Origin of the sequence: Pseudomonas mucidolens, assembly GCF_900106045.1 — a bacterium.
Lineage (GTDB): Bacteria > Pseudomonadota > Gammaproteobacteria > Pseudomonadales > Pseudomonadaceae > Aquipseudomonas > Aquipseudomonas mucidolens.
Genome location: NZ_LT629802.1, coordinates 5,209,609 through 5,231,412 on the forward strand (window position 1 = coordinate 5,209,609; position 21,804 = coordinate 5,231,412).

The following is a 21,804-nucleotide window of genomic DNA, read 5'->3' on the forward strand; positions in this document are numbered from 1 at the left end:
GCCTGATACGCGGCATTCCTCTTTAATTAGGGCTGCCCGACGGTACGTCCTTGGCAGGTTATTGCGCCAACACATCACTAACGCCTTGAGTCAAAGCGCTTAACACTCGACAATGTGTTACTTCTTGTTTCCATTTGAGAGCCATTCATGACTGCCCCCTTCCGTTTTCTCGCCTGGCTGCTGTTGCCAGCGTTGGTGTCGTGCAGCTTCAACCTGCTGGCGGCTACTCCAGAAGGTGCGCCCAAGGCCCTGCATTTGCTGGATTATATTGGCGCTGACTATCCACCGACGGTGGAGGCGGGCAAGGTTGTCGACGAGTCTGAATACCTCGAACAGGTCGAGTTCCTTGGGGTTTTGCAGGGACTGGTGGCGGAATTGCCGGACACGCCCGAACGCGGCGAACTGGTGAAAGGCGTCGATGAACTGCTGGTTGCCGTGAGCGCCCACCAGGACGGTACGGTGGTGGCGCGTCAGGCGCGGCAACTGGGCGCCAAGCTGGCGGTGGCCTATGAAGTCAGCCAAGCACCGGTCATTACGCCGGATCCGGCGCGGGGGGCACCGCTGTATGCCCAGCATTGTTCGGTATGCCATGGCGCGACTGGCGCCGGCGATGGGCCGGCCGGGGTTGGTCTGGTGCCGCCACCGGCCAACCTGCGCGATGCCGCGCGGTTGGACCGCTTGAGCCTCTACGGGATTTACAACACCTTGGGCCTGGGCGTGGAAGGTACCGACATGCCATCCTTCGCCGATCAGTTGGATGACCGTCAGCGTTGGGACCTGGCCACCTACATCGCAGGCTTCACCGCCGATCCGGCGGCGGCAAAAAGCGAAAAATCCTTCAACCTGGCTGAACTGGCGCGCCAGACGCCCGAGGAAGTGCTGACCGCCGAAGGCCCGGACGTCGCGCGTGTTTTCCGTGCCCAGCGGGCACAGCCGCCGCAGGTCCAGCGGGGCCCAGCACAGTTGCTCGGCTACACCGCGACCACCTTGGACAAAAGCCTGGCGGCATTCCGCAATGGTGAGCACGAGCAGGCCTATGACCTCTCGGTCGCGGCGTATCTTGAAGGTTTCGAACTGGTTGAAAGCTCCCTGGACAACGTCGACGCCAACGTGCGCAAGGACACCGAAAAAGCCCTGATGGCTTATCGGCAGTCGTTGCAGGATGGATTGCCAATCGAACAGGTCCAGCAGCGCCTGGACGTGGCCAAGGGCAAACTTACCGAGTCAGCCGGCCTGCTGGGCGGTGATGGCTTGAGCTGGACGCTGAGCTATATCTCCGGCCTGCTGATTCTGTTGCGCGAAGGCCTGGAAGCGATTCTGGTGCTGGCGGCGATCCTCGCGTTCCTGCGCAACACAGGCCAGCAATCGGCCGTGCGCAGCGTCAACGTGGGTTGGGGCCTAGCGCTGGTAGCCGGCTTGGCGACCTGGGCGCTGGCGGCGTATGTGATTGATGTCAGCGGCGCCCAGCGTGAACTGCTGGAAGGCTGCACCGCGCTGTTTGCCAGCGTCATGGTGTTGTGGCTCGGTGTGTGGATGCATGACCGACGCCATGCGGCGGCCTGGCAGGATTACATCAAAAGCAGCCTGGTGGGCGGCGGTGGGCGTTTCGGCTTTGCAGTGCTGGCGTTCTTTTCAGTGTACCGCGAGCTGTTCGAGGTGATCCTGTTCTACGAAACCCTGTGGCTGCAAGCCGGGCCTGCCGGGCATGATGCGGTATTGGCCGGCGGTGCCACGGCGTTGGTGCTGCTGATGGGCCTGGCGTGGATCATCCTGAAGGGCTCCGCGAAGCTGCCGTTGGCGCTGTTCTTCGGCATCAACGCGGCGCTGTTGTGTGCCTTGTCGGTGGTGTTCGCCGGACATGGTGTCAAGGCGTTGCAAGAAGCGGGCATCTTCGGCACACGGCCGGTGGCGTTCTTCGATTTCGATTGGCTGGGCATTCACGCCGACGCTTATTCGCTGAGCGCCCAGGCGGTGGCGATCATCGCGATTGTGCTGTTGTACAGCCGCAGTCGAATGGCCGATAAACGCCGGACAGCGGCTTCTTGACCGCACCTTCAATCAAGATGTGAGAGCGGGCTGTGAGCGATAGCCTCACCTGGGTGTAGCGGATACACCCAGGCGGCTGCATCGCGAGCAAGCCCGCTCCCACATTGAGCTGTGAGCAGGCAAAGAGGGCTCAGTCATTCTCGTGGGTCAGCTCCAGCACGCGGTCCACCAGTTTGTTGATCCCGGACGCTACTTCGCTGATGTTCTTGGCCAGCATGTAGGCCGGTGTGCAGACCAGTCTGCGTGCCTTGTCTTCGACGATCTCCTCTACCACGCACTCTTGATGGATCGCGCCCATCTTGTTCAGGGCATCTGCCGTGTCGGCATCGTTGCCAATGGTGCATGTCACGCCGGGGCCGTAGATCTTCGCTGCCAGCGCCGGCGAGATGCAGATCAACCCTACCGGCTTGCCGGCTTCGGCAAACGCTTCGGCCAACGCCAGCAGCTCTGGATTGACGGTGCAGCCGGCGCCTTCGACGGCAAAGTTCGACAGGTTCTTCGCTGCCCCAAAACCGCCCGGCACAATCAGCGCATCGAAGTCCGCGACGCTGGCCTCGCGAATGTCCTTTACCTCGCCGCGGGCTATGCGCGCCGATTCCACCAGCACATTGCGCGATTCGGGCATCTCTTCACCGGTCAGGTGATTGATCACGTGCAGCTGCGCAATATCGGGGGCAAAACACTGGACCTGAGCACCGCGCTGATCCAGGCGCAGCAGGGTGATTACGCTTTCATGGATTTCAGTGCCGTCGTAGACACCACAGCCGGAAAGGATCACTGCAATCTTTTTGCTCATGGGCATTTCTCCTAGTTTATGGCGTTAAATGTCTACTTATTTGTCACTCATTGCCAATGGGATATCTCGCCAGTACACCTAATCTTGATGTAACAATAATTGACCGGACTTGCCCATGGACTTCGTCCCTTACGCGGTACCGTTTTTCATTGCCTTGATTGTGGTCGAACTGCTGGCCGACCGCTGGCGCGGCCAGCGCAATTATCGGGTCGCAGACGCCATCAACAGCCTGAGTACCGGTGTGCTCTCCACCACCACCGGGTTGCTGACCAAAGGGGTGGGGCTGCTGACCTACGCCTTCGCCCTCGAACATCTGGCCTTGCTTGAACTCCCGGCCCAAAGCATCTGGACCTGGGTAGTTGCGTTTTTCTTCTACGACTTCTGCTACTACTGGCTGCACCGCTGTGGTCACGAACGCAACATCCTGTGGGCCGCGCACTCGGTGCATCATCAAAGCGAGGACTACAACCTCACCACAGCCTTGCGCCAGACCAGCACGGGCTTTTTGCTGAGCTGGATCTTCTATCTGCCGCTGGCCGTGATCGGCGTGCCGCTGCTGGTATTTATCAGCGTCGCGTCCCTTAATCTGCTGTATCAGTTCTGGGTTCATACCCGTCATGTGCCTAAGCTGGGCTGGTTCGAGTGGTTCTTTGTGACGCCCTCCAACCATCGGGCCCACCATGCACAGAACGCTCTCTACATGGATCGCAACTACGGCGGAGTGTTCATTATTTGGGACCGGCTGTTTGGATCTTTCCAGGAAGAAGATGAAAACGAACCGGTGATCTTTGGCGTGACCACGCCGCTGGCGAGCTGGAATCCGCTATGGGCTAACTTGCAGTTTTATGCGCAGTTATGCAGCGATGCGCGGCGAACCGAGCGCTGGTGGGACAAGCTGCGAATCTGGTTTATGCGCACGGGCTGGCGTCCGGCGGACGTGAAGGCGAAATACCCGTTGGCGAAGCCGGATCTGAGTCAGTTTCGCAAGTTTGAGGTGGCGCTGGACACGCGCCAGCAGATCTACATTGCCCTGCAATTTGCCGTCTATGTGGGCTTTGGCAGCTACTTGATGAATGCTGGCGAAGGTATGCCGACTGCCGCCCTGGTGCTTGGCTGGGGCGCGATGGGGCTGGGATTGTTTACCCTGGGCGTGGCGCTGGAGAATCGTCCGTGGGCCTTGAAGGCTGAGCTGTCGCGTCTGGCACTGAACGTGCCGTTAGTGTGGCTGGCACCGCTGCTCGGGTTATGGCCGGCCAGCAGCACACTGGGTTGGCTGGGACTGGCCAGCTACAGTTTGCTGAGTGTCATCGGCCTCTACTGTTGTCGGGCGCGGGTTACTCGGCTGGCGTCGTAGGTTTGTTGGAGGCCTTCGCTTCGTTCAGTTGCTGTTGCTCCAGTTGACACTTTTCCGCGGCGCAGGCTGCGCGGGTCAGGCGGGCATTCTTGATGCGGCGCCGCAGCCACAAGCCCAGGCCGAGCACCAACAGCGCGCCCAGAACCCAGAGCTCATATTTCTTGACGCTGCCCAGCATACCTTCAAGCACCGCACCGAAATGATAGGCCGCTGCACCCAAGGCCGCGGCCCAAATGGCGGCACCGATGCCGTTGAGCAGCAGGTAACGTCCCGGCGGATAGCCTGACAGACCAATCGCCACGGGCATCACGGTGCGCAGGCCATAGACAAAACGAAAGCTCAGTACCCAAATGTCCGGATGTCGGCGGATGTGCTCCAGCGCGCGGTCCCCCAGCAATTGCCAGCGCGGCTTGCGTGCCAGCAGCTTGCGTCCGTGCTTGCGACCCAGGAAGTACCACAGCTGGTCGCCGGCGTAGCTGCCGCAGAACGCAACCACGACCACCAGATTGATATCCATGTATCCGCGGAACGCCAGGAAGCCTGCGAGGACCAGGATGGTTTCGCCTTCGAAAAACGTGCCCAGGAAGAGAGCAAAGTAGCCAAAGTCATTCAGAAATTGTTGGAGCATTGTCTGGGTGCTGGCGAAGTGAACGCGCAGCCTACGCCTTCGCGCACATTCATGAAAGTATCGAAATGTGTCATGAGATGAACATTTCCTACAGAAACCGTGAGCACAACGCCAGCGGGCGTGCCGTGAGTATGAGGGAGCACAACTGTAATTCCTCCGTCATAATGACCGCTTATAACTGTCACGCTCGCCCGTCGACCCGGGCTCAGGAGTCTGCCGTGAGCTTTACCCCCGCCCAACGCCTGTTTCCCGCCACGCGCCTGCGCCGCAACCGTCGGGATGATTTTTCTCGCCGCCTGGTTCGTGAAAACGTGCTGACGGTGGATGACCTGATCTTGCCGGTATTTGTGCTGGGCGGGGAGAACCGGCGGGAAACGGTGGCGTCGATGCCGGGTGTCGAGCGCTTGAGCATTGACCTGTTGCTCGAAGAGGCTGCGCATTGGGTCGAGTTGGGGATTCCGGCCCTGGCGTTGTTCCCGGTGACCCCGGCTGGACTCAAGTCGCTGGACGCCGCACAAGCCTGGAACCCCGAGGGCATTGCCCAGCGCGCGACCCGCGCCCTGCGCGAGCGTTTTCCGGAGCTGGGGGTGATTACCGACGTCGCGCTGGATCCGTTCACTACCCACGGGCAGGATGGCATCCTGGACGCAGACGGTTATGTGCAGAACGACATCACGGTCGACGCCTTGGTCAAACAGGCGCTTTCCCATGCTGCTGCGGGCGCCCAGGTGGTCGCTCCGTCGGACATGATGGACGGTCGCGTCCAGGCGATCCGGGAAGCCCTCGAAATGGCCGGGTACGTCAACGTGCGCATCATGGCTTATTCGGCCAAGTACGCCAGCGCTTACTACGGCCCGTTCCGCGATGCCGTCGGCTCGGCGCTGAACCTGGGCAAGGCCAACAAGGCCTCGTACCAGATGGACCCGGCCAACGGCCACGAGGCCTTGCACGAAGTGGCGGCGGACCTGGCTGAAGGTGCCGATATGGTCATGGTCAAGCCCGGCATGCCATATCTGGACATCCTTTATCGGGTCAAGGATGAATTCAAGGTGCCGACCTTTGTCTATCAGGTCAGTGGTGAATACGCCATGCACATGGCAGCGATTGAAAATGGCTGGTTGAGTGAAGGGGTGATTCTTGAGTCCCTCACGGCCTTTAAACGTGCGGGTGCCGATGGCATCCTGACTTACTTTGCCGTCCGTGCCGCCCAATTGCTTAGAGAGCAACAATAGCCCTCACAGGAACACTCCATGAATACCGAAGGACTCACAGAAGTTGCTGTAAAAGACGCGCTCCCGGTAGTTGAACACGACACCGAAGCCCCGCCGGCACTGGAGCCTGAGCAGCCCGCCGTAGTCGCTGAGCCGGTGGCGGCGGCACCGGCGATCGTGATTCCGAACCTGGATGACAGCAGCCTGTACATCCATCGCGAACTGTCGCAACTGCAATTCAACATCCGCGTGCTGGAACAGGCGCTGGATGAGTCCTACCCGCTGCTGGAGCGATTGAAGTTTCTGTTGATCTTCTCCAGCAACCTGGACGAGTTCTTCGAAATTCGCGTCGCCGGCCTCAAGAAGCAGATCACCTTCGCCCGTGAGCAGGCCGGCGCCGACGGCCTGCAGCCGCATCAGGCGTTGGCCCGCATCAGCGAGCTGGTACACGGTCATGTGGACCGTCAATACGCCATTCTCAACGACATTCTGTTGCCGGAATTGGAAAAGCATCAGGTCCGCTTCATCCGCCGGCGAAACTGGACGGTCAAGCTCAAGACCTGGGTGCGACGTTATTTCCGTGACGAGATCGCGCCGATCATTACCCCGATCGGTCTCGACCCGACGCACCCGTTCCCGCTGCTGGTGAACAAGAGCCTGAACTTCATCGTCGAGCTTGAAGGTATCGATGCCTTCGGTCGTGACTCGGGCCTGGCAATTATTCCCGCACCACGCCTGTTGCCACGGGTTATCAAGGTACCGGAAGAGGTTGGGGGAGCAGGCGATAACTATGTATTTCTGTCGTCGATGATCCATGCCCATGCCGATGATTTGTTCCAAGGCATGAAGGTCAAGGGCTGCTACCAGTTCCGCCTGACCCGTAACGCCGACCTAGCGCTGGACTCCGAAGACGTTGAAGATCTGGCCCGCGCCCTGCGCGGGGAACTGTTCTCGCGGCGCTACGGCGATGCGGTGCGCCTGGAAGTGGCCGACACCTGCCCGAAACACTTGTCGGACTACCTGCTCAAGCAGTTCAACCTGGCCGAGTCCGAGCTGTATCAGGTCAATGGCCCGGTAAACCTGACGCGCCTGTTCAGCATCACCGGCCTGGACAGCCATCCGGAGCTGCAATACACACCGTTCACCCCGCAGATTCCGAAATTGCTGCAAAACAGCGAGAACATTTTCAGCGTGGTCAGCAAGCAAGACATCCTGCTGCTGCACCCGTTCGAATCGTTCACGCCGGTGGTCGACCTGTTGCGCCAGGCCGCCAAGGATCCGCATGTGCTGGCCGTGCGCCAGACCCTGTACCGCAGCGGCGCCAACTCGGAAATCGTCGATGCACTGGTGGACGCGGCGCGTAACGGTAAGGAAGTCACCGCGGTGATCGAGCTGCGCGCGCGGTTTGACGAAGAGTCCAACTTGCAACTGGCCAGTCGCCTGCAAGCGGCCGGTGCGGTGGTGATCTACGGTGTGGTGGGCTTCAAGACCCACGCCAAGATGATGCTGATCCTGCGTCGCGAAGCCGGTGAAATCGTGCGTTATGCACATTTGGGTACCGGCAACTACCATGCTGGCAACGCCAAGCTCTACACCGACTACAGCGTGCTGACCTCCGACGACGCGCTGTGTGAAGACGTCGGCAAACTGTTCAGCCAGTTGATCGGCATGGGCAAGACCTTGCGCATGAAAAAGCTGCTGCATGCGCCATTCACCTTGAAAAAGGGCATGCTCGACATGATTGCCCGGGAAACCCAGTTCGCCCTCGACGGCAAACCGGCGCACATCATTGCCAAGTTCAACTCGCTGACCGATCCGAAAATCATTCGTGCGTTGTACAAGGCCAGCCAGTCCGGCGTGCGCATCGATCTGGTGGTGCGGGGCATGTGCTGCCTGCGGCCGGGGATTGCCGGGGTGTCGCACAACATCCACGTACGCTCGATCATCGGGCGCTTCCTGGAGCACACGCGGGTGTTCTATTTCCTTAACGGTGGCGAAGAACAGATGTTCCTGTCCAGCGCCGACTGGATGGAGCGCAACCTCGACAAACGCGTGGAGACCTGCTTCCCGGTGGAAGGCAAGAAGCTGATCATGCGGGTCAAGAAAGAGCTGGAAAGCTATCTTACCGATAACACCCACAGCTGGAGCCTGCAGTCGGACGGCCGTTATGTGCGTAACACGCCAACCGGCAACCAGAACCCGCGCAGTGCGCAGGCGACGTTGTTGGAGCGCCTGGGCCTGCCGTTGCTGAGCGTCCGTTAAACCAGCGCCTGGGACTGCAGGAGCGAGCAAGCTCGTTCCTGCAGTCGCTTGTCGGCGTTAGCCAGTCAGCGCACGTTCAGGCTGAATCCAACCCGCGTCAGCCACTCTGCCTCCTGGGCGAAATCGGCCTGGGTCAACTGGTTTTCGTCCAGCCAGTTGTCAGGAAATACTACATCCAGGCTGTCGCCATGGGCGCGCAGGGTCACCTGTGGCATTTGCCGGGTGCCACGGATGTGGTGGAACAGAATCGCAAAACGCAGCAATGCGCACAGGCGAATCAGCTTGATGCCCTCGTCACCGAACTCGGCGAACTTGTCCTTGGGGATATTGCGGCGATGACCGCGCACCAAGAGCGCGAGCATCTGCTGGTCCTCCCGGGAGAAACCTGCCAGGTCAGAGTGCTCGATCAGGTAGGCGCCATGCTTGTGGTAATGGTAGTGGGCGATATCCAGGCCCACTTCATGGACCTTGGCTGCCCAGCCCAACAGTTCACGCCAGACCTCGGTTTCCAGGTCCCAATCCTCGGCCACCTGGTCGAAAGCATGCAGCGCCTTGCGCTCGACCCGCGCGGCTTGCTCCAGATCGACGTGGTAACGCTCCATCAGCGAACCCAGCGTGCGCTCCCGCACATCCTCGTGGTGATGGCGCCCCAACAGGTCGTAGAGCACGCCTTCACGCAGGGCGCCATCACAATGGTCCATACGTTGCAGTTCGAGGGCGTCGAAGATCGCCTCCAGAATGGCCAGGCCTGCCGGGAAGATGGTCCGACGGTCAGGCTTGATTCCATCGAAGTCGATTTTTTCGACGTCACCGAGCTTGAACAGCTTGCGCTTGAGCCACGCCAGGCCTTCAGCGTTGACTTCGCCAGCTCCGTGACCGCCAGCCTTGAGCGCCAGGCCAATGGCGCGGATGGTGCCGGATGAGCCGATGGCTTCATCCCAGGTCAGACGGTGCAGCGCGTGCTCGATGCTCATGATCTCCAACCGCGCCGCGGTGTACGCCTGGGCGTAGCGAGCCGGAGTGATCTTGCCATCCTTGAAATAGCGCTGGGTGTAGCTGACGCAGCCCATCTGCAGGCTTTCGCGCAGCAGGGGTTCAAAACGCTGGCCGATGATGAATTCGGTACTGCCGCCGCCGATGTCGGCCACCAGGCGCTTGCCCGGGGTGTCGGCCAAGGTGTGGGATACGCCCAGGTAGATCAGGCGTGCTTCTTCACGGCCGGAGATGACCTCCACTGGATGCCCGAGGATTTCCTCGGCGCGGCGGATGAACTCGCCACGGTTACGCGCTTCACGCAAGGCATTGGTGCCGACAATTCGCACGGCGCCTGGCGGCATGCCGTTGATCAGTTGGGAAAAGCGCTTGAGGCAATCAAGCCCGCGTTGCATGGATTCTTCGTTGAGCTTGCGCTCGTCGTCGATCCCAGCGGCCAGTTGTACTTTTTCACCGAGCCGCTCAAGGATACGAATTTCACCGTTCTGGGCCTTGGCCACGACCATGTGAAAACTGTTGGAGCCCAGGTCGATGGCGGCGATCAGGGACAGACTCTTGGCTTGGGATTGCGGCATGGGTAGGGGGTCTCGGTCGATAACCTCGCCATCGTGCCACGATCAAAGGCTGACGCCAACGCGTAGTGTTCGGGGATTTCTCCTGTCACCTAGGACGGAGAGGGTGCGCGGGAAATATAGGACAAATCCATGAGTGGCTGATGACTTTGCATTAAAGCGGGTAGGGCAATAACGTTTTATTTGGACTGTTTGCTGTACATAAGATTTCCTACATGAACGAGTTTCTTTTGTTAGTTTGAGAATTACATCGGACTACTGTAGGCGTAGTTAAAGAAGGCGTTGGTATTTAATTGGTCTCACAGATGTTGGCGCGTCGTCTGATTTTCTCCAAGCACTCGAAGAGTAAGACTGTGATCCGGCAATTATGCCGTGGTGTTATTTATTTATGGTTCTGTATGTCAGGGAAAGGCGTGTGTTGAGCGCGGAGTGGCCCGAACCATAATAAAAATGCCTGACACTTACTGACGTTAGGATAAGCATGAAAAAATTAGCAGGTTTGACAATGGGTGCTATTTGTCTCGCGGCCAGTCTCACGGCTCAAGCTACGGATGTTGCACAGTTGGTAGTCCGCGGAACCATCGTTCCGGCGGCCTGCAATCTCAGCCTGGGCGGCGGCGGCATTATCGATTACGGGACCATTCGTTCTGGCGAGCTGTCCCAGACTGCTTACAACCCCCGCGAAGAAAAAGTCACGTCGCTGGTGGTCAATTGCGGCACCACCCCGGCAAAGTTCGGGTTGACCTTGACCGACTTGCAGGCGGGCAGCAAGGTTTCGGGCATTCTGGGGTCGGGCTATAGCGAAGCGCAGAACTACGGCTTGGGAGCGGTGTCCGGCCGCCGTACCGGAGGCTACTCGGTCACATTGAAGGATCTGCGGTCTTCGGGTGTTACGTTGCACCCGATCATGCGGGTCGGTAGCGGCGCCTGGCAGCACAGTGATGGCAAAGTCGCTCAAGTGCCCAGTCAGTATTCGTGGCGTAACGGCTCGACCGCTACACCCGCTTCCATCGCCCAACTAACGGGTGTCATTGCAGTAAAAGCGGTTATCAATAAAGCGCAAGCCTTGGATCTTACCCGAGACGTCACACTCGATGGGCGCGCCACGTTGGTATTGAGTTACATCTAAACACTCAACAAGCAGCCGGTATTGAAACAGGAACTTTCATGATACTTGTGTTTCTTATCGGCGGCTTTCGTGTGGATGCTTGTTTATCTGCTGTTTTTTGAATGTGACGGGGAAAACTCGGTGAGTGCTCTTTCGAAAGCGCGTGCAGCGTTATTATGTGCAAGTTTTTCAGTGTTGGGGGTCACACCGGTAAACGCCGATGGCATGCAGCCTGAAACAACGGTCGTGGTCCTTTTTGAAGAGGACGGCGAGGCGACGATCAATATCAAGAACACCGACCCTGGGCCTGCGCTATTGCATTCGGTGATCGAAAACGTACCCGAGGATCAGGAGCCGCTGTTGATTGTCACGCCTCCGATTACCCGCGTCGAGGCAGGCGAAACTCAATTGGTCCGCTTTATCAGTACCTTGAAGACACCGCTCAAGACCTAGCGTCTGAAGCGTGTGTCTTTTGAGGGGATTCCCCAGGCTCGTAGCCCGGGTGGTGCGACCATTGGTATCACGCTGCGGCAGAACCTGCCGCTGATCCTGCACCCACAAGGACTGGCCAGGCATCAGGCACCGTGGGAGCTGCTCAAATGGAAACGTCAGGGTGATGGCCTGAGCGTGCACAACGACAGTGCCTATGTGGTACGGCTGGCGCTGGAGGTGCAACTGATCCCGGAAAACCAGGCCGCCACCCTCCCTCGCAGCTATGTCTTGCCGGGTGAGACGCTAAAGGTGAATACCCGTGGATCGTTGGTTGGCGTCACCTCGGTGGTGATACAGCCAGCCACCGTGTATGGGTTCACGGTCGACAGCTATCACGCGGATGTTGTCGATGATGGAATTTGACCGGGCCTTGGGAAGGGGGGCGAGTGGCGTCTGCTGTTCAGGATTTTTCGTGGGGTTGGCAACCCTGTGCGGACTTCCCGGTGACGTGCGGGCGCTCGAATTGGGCGAGGGTTTTGACCTGGCCGCACTGACCAGCCATGGCATTGATCCGAAGGTTTCAGACTATTTTCGCAGTGCGGCGCGTTTTCGCGAAGGTGTCCAGGTGGTGGGGCTACGGGTCAACGGCGCGCCATTGGGGCTGGTGGATGCGCGTTTCGATTATCAGGGGCAGTTGTGCTTTACCCAGAGCTTGTTGGACAAGGCTGGTTTATGGACTCCCTCCGCGATTCTGCAGTCGGGTGTCTCGCCGGATCAGGCGTGTCATGACTTTCTTGGCGAGTTTCCGGCGACCCTGGTGAGGCTGCGCCCCGGCAGCGACGAGGTCTCCCTGGTGGTGCCCACGCAATCGTTGCGTGGGCCTGATTGGCAGGCGGGAAGCTTCACTCAGGGTGGAGCAGCGGCCATGCTCAATTATGACCTGCTGGCATTTGACACCGATGGGCACAGTGGCCCCAGTCGTTTCGTTTCGGCGTATACCGAAGCGGGATTTAATCTGGGCAACTGGATTGTTCGCAGTCGGCAATTCTATCTGTCCGACAACGGCAAAGGCAGTAGCGAGCATGTGTACGCCTATGCCCAGCGGGATATCGGCAGCTTGCAATCGACCTTCCAGGTCGGGCAGATATCCACCCGCAGTCCGGTATTCGGGGGCCTGCAACTGTCGGGTTTTCAGCTGTTTCCTGATGGCGTTTCGCGCATCGCCGCGGGTAACGATGTGGTGGTAGAGGGGCTGGCACATAGCCAAGCCAGGGTCGAGGTACGCCAATCCGGGGTGCTGATCCATTCGACCCTGGTGCCTGAAGGGCCCTTCAGCCTGACCGGCCTGTCGTTGCTCAACGGCACCAGCGATCTGGACGTGAGCGTGATCGGGACCCGGGGCGGCAAACGTGGTTTCGTGGTGCCGGCGGCCTCGTTTGGATCGGGTGTTCCCGTGGCCCCAGGTTTTGATTTTGCTTTGGGCAAGGTGCGAGAAGCGGTTACCGATGGCAGGGAGCACCCAGTGGTCGCCATGGGTAGCGGTACTTGGGGGCTTGGCGCGGGCACATCGCTGGGGTTTGGCGTGTTGAGTACGGACGAGTACCACGCAGCCGGTGGCACGTTGAGCCGCGTGTTTTTCCAGCGGGTGGCGATAACTGCCCGGCATAACCTGTCCCGAGACAAGGTGCGGGGTGTGAGTGGTGCGCGCAGCGCCTTGTCATTCAGCAGCCCGCTGGGGGCCGGGATTGAGATGAACCTGAGTGCCACCACCCAGAATCGAGGTTACCGCGACCTGATGGAGGCCGGCGCCGCGCCCAGCGCAGACGTTCTGGATTCCTTGTTCCGGCACCAGTACACCGCCGGTTTGACCTGGGCCGATTCAAGCCTGGGGGCTTTATCCTTGAGCTATTCGCGCAGCGTTCAGTTTGATGGCCAGGGCACCGGGCACGTTTTCGCTTCGTGGAGCAAAGGCTTCAAGGGCGCGGATGTGGCGCTGATTGCCGACTCGCAAATAGGCCCGCCACGACGGCGCAAAGACCGTTACACGGACAGGGACGAGCGCAATGAACTGCCCGCTACCGGCCTCTCACTGCGCCTTCAAGTCAGCCTGCCCATTGGCGAGAATCACCGTCTTACGTCCTACGCCAGTCGACGGAACAGGCGCTCTGACCTCGGCACCGCGCTCGCCGGACGCGTCAACGAGTACGTGAACTACGAGGTGGGGACCGAACGTGATCTGAATCAGCGCGAACAGGCAGTACGCGCTCGCGCGCAGATTATGCCGCGCTACACGCGCATTGGCCTGGGAATGAGTCGGGATGCTGCGAATACCAGCTACACCGGACAGCTGCAGGGCGGCATCGTCGCCCATTCACAGGGCCTGACGTTTTCTCCCTATGCGGTCCAGGACACCTTCGGCATTCTCTCGGTCGGGGAAATCTCGGGTGCCAGGGTCAGTACGCCCCAAGGTCCCGTCTGGACCGACTATCGCGGTTACGCGGTAATTCCCGGGTTGCCTGCGTATAGCAACAGTCATATCGAAGTACAGACCCAGTCCTTGCCCAGGCGCGCTGACCTCAAGAACGGCACCAAAATCCTCGCGGCCGGGCGCGGCTCATTCAATACCGTGGGCTTCAACGTCGTGAGCGTACGTCGGGTGCTGCTGGAGGCGCATGATGAACGCGGCCGGCCCTTGCCGCAGGGCGCGGCGGTATTTGGTGAGGACAAGGCTTTCCTGACCAGCGTTGTAGGTGATGGCTTGATTTTCCTGAACAACAGCGACCAGCAGAGAAACCTCAGCGTTGCGCTGCCTGACTCGACCACTCCCTGCCTGCTGCAATTCAATCTGGAGCCAGAACCCGCGCATGAAAAACTCTACGAAACCGCATCGGCCATTTGCCGTGCTCCTTGAATCATCAGATGGCTGCGACTTGACCTGTCTGCGCCGGTTGCCGGGCTTTTTCCTGTTGCTCCTTATGATGCTGATGACCTGTGAGGTGCGCGCTGCCAGTTGCCAGCTGTCCCTGAGCCAGTCGCGGATCGACTATGGTGTGCTGCGTCAGGCGCAGCTGTTGAATGACCGCTTCGGTCCGCAGATCATCGCGCCGGGCAAGCGCACCCTTCACCTGAGCGTTCTGTGTGTCGATATCAGCCCCATGGCCATACGTTTTAGCGGGGCACCGGCGGGCCCACAGGGCTTTCGGTTTGGCCATGGCGGCAGCTTTACCCTTGGAATCAAGAATGCCCGCCTGGATGGCCGAAACGTCGAGCTGACTGCCGAGCAACCGCTGGCGGGGATACCCGACGGGCGACTGTTGCCCGGCCATGTGCTGATAGCCCGGGCGGGGGGTGTGCCGGTGACGGGGCGACGACTCTCGGCACAAGTGGACGTCGATACCTACCTGCCAGTCGCCCTGTTTTCTGTACGCCGCGAGACAACGTTTGAAGGGCAGGGACAATTTGAATGGCTGCCCGGTGCCGTAAGTGTCAGCCCGGCTGCTCTACCGAACCCATGAAATTGGCCAGTTGGCGGACCACGCTGAGCACTTCATTGACCCGCTCGGGATCCAGCGCCGAAGTGATTTCGTCACACAACAACACTTTGGGCGACATCGCCAAGGCTCGGGCAATGGCTACACACTGCTGTTAGCCGCCGGACAGTCGAGCGGCCTCTTTTACCTTTTTCGGGCGTCGCCAACACCCGGCGAAGCCCTTTTAAGGTGCGTTCGTACAAGAGTCGCTCGCGCCAGGATCGACAAGTATGATGTGGCCGTCGAACGCGCATGCTTTGAGCGATACCCAAACTCATGGCACGCGATAGCAAGAGTCAATCAGCTGCGACTTCCTGAACGTGGGAAGGGCGGCTATGATGGGCAACGTTTTTTTTGCTTACAACCCGGAGACATCCATGAGCAGCGAACTTATCAAGCACGTCACCGACGCGAACTTTGATGCCGAAGTACTCAAGGCTGAAGGCCCGGTGCTGGTGGACTACTGGGCTGAGTGGTGTGGTCCTTGCAAAATGATCGCTCCGGTCCTGGACGACATTGCAACCACCTACGAAGGCAAACTGACCATTGCCAAGCTGAACATCGACGAAAACCAGGAAACCCCGGCCAAGCATGGCGTGCGTGGTATTCCGACCCTGATGCTGTTCAAGAACGGCAACGTCGAAGCGACCAAGGTTGGGGCACTGTCGAAGTCGCAACTGGCTGCATTTCTCGACGCTAACATCTAAGCGTCGTCAAAAAAGCCCCGCGAGTCGCGGGGCTTTTTCGTGAAACAGGGCTAGACGCTCTGAAAATCAAGTGGTACATTCGGCCCCGCACTGGTTTCTCCACTGCCCCCTGCAAGCCGTCGCCGACGCACTCCTTTTCGATTAGTACGCGATCCTGTCGCCTTCTCTGCGGCGCGGCCTCATTAAGCCAAAAGCTTAATTTCCCCCCTCCATAAATGATTACGTCATTCCTATATGAATCTGACTGAACTCAAGCAAAAGCCGATTACCGAACTGCTCGAATTGGCCGAACAGATGGGCATAGATAATATGGCCCGTTCGCGCAAGCAGGACGTGATTTTCTCCCTGCTGAAAAAGCACGCGAAAAGCGGCGAGGAAATCTCCGGTGATGGCGTGCTGGAGATTCTCCAGGACGGCTTCGGCTTCCTCCGCTCCGCGGACGCTTCTTATCTCGCCGGTCCAGACGATATCTACGTCTCTCCGAGCCAGATCCGTCGCTTCAACTTGCGCACCGGTGACACCATCGTTGGCAAGATCCGACCTCCAAAAGAAGGCGAGCGGTATTTCGCCCTGCTGAAGGTCGACACGATCAACTTCGATCGTCCCGAGAACGCGAAAAACAAGATTCTCTTTGAGAACTTGACCCCGCTGTTCCCGACCGTGCGCATGAAGATGGAAGCCGGTAACGGTTCCACCGAAGACTTGACGGGTCGTGTTATCGACCTGTGCGCCCCGATCGGCAAAGGCCAGCGTGGCCTGATCGTCGCACCGCCGAAAGCCGGTAAGACCATCATGTTGCAGAACATCGCAGCCAACATTGCGCGTAACAATCCTGAAGTTCACCTGATCGTACTGCTGATCGATGAGCGTCCGGAAGAAGTGACCGAAATGCAGCGTACTGTGCGCGGCGAAGTGGTTGCCTCGACATTCGATGAGCCACCAACCCGCCACGTGCAGGTTGCCGAAATGGTCATCGAAAAGGCCAAGCGCCTGGTCGAACACAAAAAGGACGTGGTGATCCTGCTGGATTCCATCACCCGTCTGGCGCGTGCCTACAACACCGTGATCCCGAGCTCCGGCAAGGTCCTCACCGGTGGTGTCGATGCCCACGCCCTGGAGAAACCGAAACGTTTCTTCGGCGCTGCGCGGAACATCGAAGAAGGCGGCTCGCTGACCATCATCGCCACCGCGCTGGTTGAAACCGGTTCGAAGATGGATGAAGTGATCTACGAAGAGTTCAAGGGTACCGGTAACATGGAACTGCCTTTGGATCGCCGTATCGCTGAAAAGCGTGTGTTCCCGGCCATCAACATCAACCGTTCCGGCACTCGCCGCGAAGAGTTGCTGACGGCCGACGACGAACTGCAGCGTATGTGGATCCTGCGCAAGCTGCTGCACCCGATGGACGAAGTTGCCGCCATTGAGTTCCTGATCGACAAGCTGAAGGCCACCAAGACCAACGACGAGTTCTTCTTGTCGATGAAGCGCAAGTAAAACTGCCGCTTCACTGGTCGACAAAATGGCGCCCCACGAGGGGCGCTTTTTTTTGTCGAGAAAAGGAAGGTTTTGTCAGTGAACTTGTCGGTTTAGATACGTTAAGGTGTGCGCCCTGGCTGCGGTTTCCTATTTTCAGTTCTGACAGACAATTAGATTTATGACCACACTTGCTTATCGAAGGGATATCGACGGCCTGCGCGCAGTGGCTGTAATCGCTGTAGTGCTTTTCCATTTTGGCGTTCCCGGTTTCACTGGCGGCTTTGTCGGCGTCGATGTGTTTTTTGTAATTTCCGGCTTCCTGATTACTTCCATCATCTGGCGCGAGCGTCAGGCCAAGCGCTTCAGCTTTGTGGATTTCTGGGCGCGTCGTGCTCGTCGCATCCTGCCGGCGTTGTTTGTGATGATCGTGGCCACGCTGGCGGTGGGCTGGTTCCTGCTGGCGCCCAAGGATTATGAAGAGCTGGGCCGCTCGGCGCGCTACCAGGTGTTGTTCGTCTCCAATCTGCTGTTTATGCGTCAAGACGGTTACTTTGATGTGGCGTCGGACCTCAAGCCGTTGCTGCATACTTGGTCGCTGGCGGTGGAAGAGCAGTTTTATATTGTCTTCCCGCTGTTGCTGAGCGTGTTGTCCGCTCGCCTCAAATATTGGCGCACGGCGCTGTTCGGGGTGTTGCTGGTGTCGTTCGGCCTCAGTGTCTGGGCCGTGGCCCAGCATCCGGAAAAGGCTTTTTTCCTGCTGCCGATGCGTGCCTGGGAGTTATTGGCCGGCGCGATGCTGGCCGTCGTGCCCCGAAGTGAATGGCGCGCCTCCCCTGCGCTGGCCCAAGGGGTCAGTCTGGCCTCCATGGGACTGATCCTGGTGGCGGTGTTCGGTTTTGATCCCCGCACGCCGTTCCCCGGTGCGGCGGCTCTGTTGCCGGTGTTGGGCGTGGTCGGCTTGATCTGGGCCAACGGGCAGCAGCAGACATGGATGGGGCGCCTGTTGAGTACGCGGGTGATGGTGGGTCTGGGGCTGATTTCCTATTCCTGGTACCTGTGGCATTGGCCAGTATTCGTGTTCGCCACTTATGCCAGCGTTGAGGCCCTTGCGCCATTCGAGCTGGCCGGGTTGATGCTGCTGACATTGGTGCTGGGTTATCTGTCCTGGAAACTGGTGGAAAGTCCGTTCCGCGAGAAGCGCCTGCTGCCGGGCCGCAAGGCAATATTGCTGGCGGCGGGGTGTGGGATTTTGTGTATTGGCCTGGCGGGCCAGGCCTTGCGCTGGACTGATGGCTTGCCTTGGCGGCTGTCCGAGCAGGCCCTGCGTTTTGCCCAAGCCAAGGAGTGGAGTCCGGAACTGCTGGCTTGCCTGGCTGAAAAAAACACCCCTGATGATCGGTTGTTCTGCCACTTTGGACCTAAGGGCAACTCGACGTCTGCGCTGGTGTGGGGCGATAGCCATGCAACCGCATTGATCCCGGCCCTGGCAAAAGGCGCGAAGCAGCACGATATCAGTCTGGTCCAGGGCAGCTTTGCCGGTTGTGTGCCGATTGGCGGGCTGGAAAATATTCCGCGCTGTGCGCATTTCAACCAGCGTGTGGAAAAAGCCCTGGCTCAGCAGTCATTCAGTGATGTGGCGTTGGTGGCGCGTTGGAGCCTGTATCTCTACGGGCAGATGTCCGGCGACACTGAACACGCCATCAAGGACCCGGCCACCGGCCAATACGACCGGGCCACGGCCGAGCGCCGGTTCGCCGAAGGGTTGCGTCAACGGATTGCCGGATTGCGCGCCGCCGGGCATCGGGTGTGGCTGGTCAAGGAAGTGCCGCTGCAGGAGTTCGTCGTGCCTTACCGCCTGAGCCGGCTGGCGATGCTTCATCGACCGGTGGAGGGTCAAGGTTTGCTGTTCGCGCATCACCTCAAGCGCCAGCAGTTTATCAGTCAGCTATTCAATGAGATTGCCAGCGCCGATCCCGGGGTCCAGGTGCTGGACCCTGCGCCCCAACTATGTGATTCCGGTGGTCTGTGTCGGGTCGAGCTCGATGGTCGCGCCCTGTACACCGACGATAACCATCTCTCCGATGTCGGCGCGTTGCATATCGAGCAGTTCCTGGAGCCCCTGTTCCGGTCGCTGCAATCGCGGGGGCTGACGGCCAATTAAGCCTGCGCGGTGCTCAATTGCACCGCGATAAGCTGCCAGCCGCCCTCAGAGCAGGTAGGATGTACGCCTATTTTACGGGTGTGATGGTTAATGAAATTCAAGGATCTTCGGGATTTCGTGCAGCAACTTGAGCAGCGCGGAGAGTTGAAACGTATCCAGGTGCCGATTTCCCCGGTCCTGGAAATGACTGAGATTTGCGACCGTACCTTGCGCAACAAGGGCCCGGCGCTGTTGTTCGAAAAACCTGCAGGTTTTGATATCCCGGTACTCGGCAACCTGTTCGGCACTCCCGAGCGTGTCGCCTTTGGCATGGGCGCCGAATCGGTCAGCGAATTGCGCGAGATCGGCAAGTTGCTGGCCTTCCTCAAGGAGCCCGAGCCGCCCAAGGGCTTGAAAGACGCCTGGTCGAAGCTGCCGATCTTTCGCAAGATCATTGCCATGGCACCCAAAGTGGTCAAGGACGCGGTGTGCCAGGAAGTGGTCATCGAAGGCGATGACGTCGACTTGGCGATGCTTCCGGTGCAGACCTGCTGGCCCGGCGACGTCGGCCCGCTGATCACCTGGGGCCTGACCGTCACCAAGGGACCGAACAAGGATCGCCAGAACCTCGGTATCTATCGTCAGCAAGTGATTGGCCGCAACAAGGTCATCATGCGCTGGTTGAGCCATCGGGGCGGCGCGCTGGATTATCGCGAGTGGTGCGAGAAGCATCCTGGCCAGCCATTTCCCGTCTCCGTGGCGTTGGGGGCGGACCCGGCGACCATCCTTGGCGCGGTCACGCCGGTGCCTGACAGCCTTTCCGAATACGCCTTTGCCGGCCTATTGCGGGGCAATCGCACCGAACTGGTGAAGTGCCGCGGCAATGACCTGCAAGTCCCGGCCAGCGCCGAAATCATCCTTGAAGGGGTGATTCATCCAGGCGAAATGGCTGACGAAGGTCCTTATGGTGATCACACCGGTTACTACAACGAAGTCGACAGCTTCCCGGTGTTCACCGTCGAGCGCATCACCCATCGCATCAAGCCGATCTACCACAGCACCTACACCGGCCGCCCGCCAGATGAACCGGCGATTCTCGGCGTGGCGTTGAATGAAGTATTCGTGCCGATCCTGCAGAAGCAATTTCCGGAGATCACCGACTTCTACCTGCCGCCTGAAGGCTGTTCGTACCGCATGGCTATCGTGACCATGAAGAAGTCGTATCCGGGCCATGCCAAGCGCGTCATGTTGGGTGTCTGGTCGTTTTTGCGACAGTTCATGTACACCAAGTTCGTTATTGTCACTGACGACGACATCAACGCCCGGGACTGGAACGACGTGATCTGGGCCATCACCACGCGCATGGACCCCAAGCGCGATACGGTGATGATCGACAACACGCCGATCGACTACCTGGATTTCGCCTCGCCGGTATCGGGCCTGGGGTCGAAGATGGGTCTGGACGCCACGCATAAGTGGCCGGGCGAAACCACGCGGGAGTGGGGCCGGGTGATCGTCAAGGATGAAGCGGTGACTGCCCGTATCGATGCGCTCTGGAATGAATTGGGAATAGATTGATGCGTGTAACCCTGCAGCCTTCCGGTGCGGTCCTCGACTTGCAGCCCGGTGAGCGGATTCTCGATGGCGCGCGGCGCTTGGGTTATGAATGCCCACAGGCCTGTCGCAACGGCGTGTGCCACGTTTGCGCAGCGCTGCTGGTCGAGGGTCGGGTCCGGCAGGCCGGTGAAGTGCGTGATCATGGCGAGTTCTATACCTGCATCGCCGAGCCGCTGGACGATTGCATCGTCCTGTGGGATGGCGTGCTGGCGCCGGGAGAATTACCGGTGCGCGCACTCGCGTGCCAGTTGAGCGAATGCGTGGACATCGGCGGCGATGTCTGGCGCGTGCGCCTGCGTGCGCCTGCCGGCAAGGCGCTGCGTTATCACGCCGGCCAGTACGTGATGATCGAACGGGATAATGGCGAGAAATCGGCATTTTCACTGGCGTCGGCGCCCCACTCCGGGCGTGAACTGGAGCTGCACGTGCTGGCGCGCGAAGACAGCGCTCGCAACCTGATCGAGCAGCTGCAGCGCAACCAGATGGCCCGGATCGAACTACCCTTTGGCGATACGCACCTGGCGGAACTGCCCGACGGGCCGGTGGTGCTGATCGCCGCCGGTACCGGCATGGCGCAGATGCACAGCCTGATCGAGCATTGCCGAGCCAGTGGTTTCAAGCATCCGGTGCATTTGTATTGGGGCGTGCGGCGTCCCGATGATTTCTACCGGATCGAGCATTGGCAGCAGTGGCAGCAATTGCCCAATCTGTTCCTGCATAAAGTGGTCAGCGATCTGTGCGGTTGGGAAGGGCGCTGCGGCCTGTTGCATGAAGCCGTCTGCGAGGACATCAGCGACCTCAAAGGTGTGCATGTCTACGCCAGCGGCTCACCGGCGATGGTCTATGGGACGCTGGATGCGCTGGTGAATGCCGGGATGGATGCGCACCAGATGCGTGCCGATGTGTTTGCCTACGCGCCCAGGCCTTGATGC

At 59.5% G+C, this 21,804-nt stretch carries 15 protein-coding genes and 2 pseudogenes; 13 read left to right on the plus strand and 4 right to left on the minus strand.

The window, feature by feature from the left end; translation table 11 throughout:
* The first annotated feature begins 147 nt into the window (after window positions 1-147).
* On the plus strand, window positions 148-2,046 hold the full coding sequence (locus BLU75_RS23950; RefSeq protein ID WP_090221575.1) for a cytochrome c/FTR1 family iron permease: 1,899 nt from the start codon (window positions 148-150) through the stop codon (window positions 2,044-2,046).
* 130 nt (window positions 2,047-2,176) lie between these two features.
* On the opposite strand, the gene elbB is transcribed toward BLU75_RS23950, so the two are convergent.
* Entirely contained in the window at window positions 2,177-2,842 is a 666-nt protein-coding gene (gene elbB, locus BLU75_RS23955) for an isoprenoid biosynthesis glyoxalase ElbB (RefSeq protein ID WP_084378685.1), read from the minus strand.
* A 115-nt stretch (window positions 2,843-2,957) separates the two neighbouring features.
* On the opposite strand from elbB, the gene BLU75_RS23960 reads away from it, so the two are divergent.
* The gene (locus BLU75_RS23960; protein WP_084378684.1) at window positions 2,958-4,196 is read left to right on the plus strand and encodes a sterol desaturase family protein; all 1,239 of its coding nucleotides are present in this window, start codon (window positions 2,958-2,960) and stop codon (window positions 4,194-4,196) included.
* Here BLU75_RS23960 and BLU75_RS23965 read toward each other — a convergent pair.
* Window positions 4,177-4,824 carry a DedA family protein gene (locus BLU75_RS23965; protein WP_084378683.1) on the minus strand — a complete coding sequence of 216 codons (648 nt, stop codon included), beginning with the start codon at window positions 4,822-4,824 and terminating at the stop codon, window positions 4,177-4,179. The two genes, BLU75_RS23960 and BLU75_RS23965, sit on opposite strands and share 20 nt — an antisense overlap.
* A 218-nt stretch (window positions 4,825-5,042) precedes the next feature.
* Here BLU75_RS23965 and hemB point away from each other — a divergent pair, with 218 nt between their 5' ends.
* Entirely contained in the window at window positions 5,043-6,056 is a 1,014-nt protein-coding gene (hemB, locus tag BLU75_RS23970) for a porphobilinogen synthase (RefSeq protein WP_084378682.1), read from the plus strand.
* An 18-nt stretch (window positions 6,057-6,074) separates the two neighbouring features.
* A complete protein-coding gene (gene ppk1 / locus BLU75_RS23975; protein ID WP_084378681.1) occupies window positions 6,075-8,297 on the plus strand; it encodes a polyphosphate kinase 1 in 2,223 nt (740 codons plus the stop codon).
* 65 nt (window positions 8,298-8,362) lie between these two features.
* On the opposite strand, the gene ppx is transcribed toward ppk1, so the two are convergent.
* A complete protein-coding gene (gene ppx, locus BLU75_RS23980) occupies window positions 8,363-9,865 on the minus strand; it encodes an exopolyphosphatase (protein WP_084378680.1) in 1,503 nt (500 codons plus the stop codon).
* Window positions 9,866-10,343: 478 nt separating this feature from the next.
* On the opposite strand from ppx, the gene BLU75_RS23985 reads away from it, so the two are divergent.
* The 4 genes and pseudogenes from BLU75_RS23985 to BLU75_RS24000 all read left to right on the plus strand — a co-directional run bounded on the left by BLU75_RS23985 (window position 10,344) and on the right by BLU75_RS24000 (window position 14,917).
* Window positions 10,344-10,991: a DUF1120 domain-containing protein gene (locus BLU75_RS23985; RefSeq protein WP_084378679.1), complete on the plus strand. Its 648-nt coding sequence runs from the start codon at window positions 10,344-10,346 to the stop codon at window positions 10,989-10,991.
* Between the two features lie 204 nt (window positions 10,992-11,195).
* Window positions 11,196-11,825: pseudogene (locus BLU75_RS23990) on the plus strand (fimbria/pilus chaperone family protein).
* The gene (locus BLU75_RS23995; RefSeq protein WP_084378688.1) at window positions 11,815-14,313 is read left to right on the plus strand and encodes a fimbria/pilus outer membrane usher protein; all 2,499 of its coding nucleotides are present in this window, start codon (window positions 11,815-11,817) and stop codon (window positions 14,311-14,313) included. The pseudogene BLU75_RS23990 and the gene BLU75_RS23995 overlap by 11 nt, the downstream one beginning before the upstream one ends.
* Window positions 14,267-14,917: a DUF1120 domain-containing protein gene (locus tag BLU75_RS24000; protein ID WP_231982590.1), complete on the plus strand. Its 651-nt coding sequence runs from the start codon at window positions 14,267-14,269 to the stop codon at window positions 14,915-14,917. Before BLU75_RS23995 ends, BLU75_RS24000 begins: the two co-directional genes overlap by 47 nt.
* 4 nt (window positions 14,918-14,921) lie before the next feature.
* Here BLU75_RS24000 and BLU75_RS24005 read toward each other — a convergent pair.
* A pseudogene (locus BLU75_RS24005) lies at window positions 14,922-15,065 on the minus strand (ATP-binding cassette domain-containing protein); the annotation flags it as partial.
* Between the two features lie 244 nt (window positions 15,066-15,309).
* On the opposite strand from BLU75_RS24005, the gene trxA reads away from it, so the two are divergent.
* The 5 genes from trxA (at window position 15,310) to BLU75_RS24030 (ending at window position 21,801) form a co-directional block, all read left to right on the plus strand.
* The gene (gene trxA, locus BLU75_RS24010; protein ID WP_084378678.1) at window positions 15,310-15,639 is read left to right on the plus strand and encodes a thioredoxin TrxA; all 330 of its coding nucleotides are present in this window, start codon (window positions 15,310-15,312) and stop codon (window positions 15,637-15,639) included.
* A gap of 234 nt (window positions 15,640-15,873) precedes the next feature.
* Window positions 15,874-17,133 (plus strand): transcription termination factor Rho, encoded by a 1,260-nt coding sequence (rho, locus tag BLU75_RS24015; RefSeq protein WP_084378677.1) that lies wholly within the window; start codon window positions 15,874-15,876, stop codon window positions 17,131-17,133.
* Window positions 17,134-17,293: 160 nt separating this feature from the next.
* Entirely contained in the window at window positions 17,294-19,276 is a 1,983-nt protein-coding gene (locus BLU75_RS24020; protein WP_084378676.1) for an acyltransferase family protein, read from the plus strand.
* Between the two features lie 90 nt (window positions 19,277-19,366).
* Window positions 19,367-20,833 (plus strand): 4-hydroxy-3-polyprenylbenzoate decarboxylase, encoded by a 1,467-nt coding sequence (gene ubiD, locus BLU75_RS24025; RefSeq protein ID WP_084378675.1) that lies wholly within the window; start codon window positions 19,367-19,369, stop codon window positions 20,831-20,833.
* Entirely contained in the window at window positions 20,833-21,801 is a 969-nt protein-coding gene (locus BLU75_RS24030; protein WP_084378674.1) for a CDP-6-deoxy-delta-3,4-glucoseen reductase, read from the plus strand. The genes ubiD and BLU75_RS24030 overlap by 1 nt, the downstream gene beginning before the upstream one ends.
* Window positions 21,802-21,804: the final 3 nt, after the last annotated feature.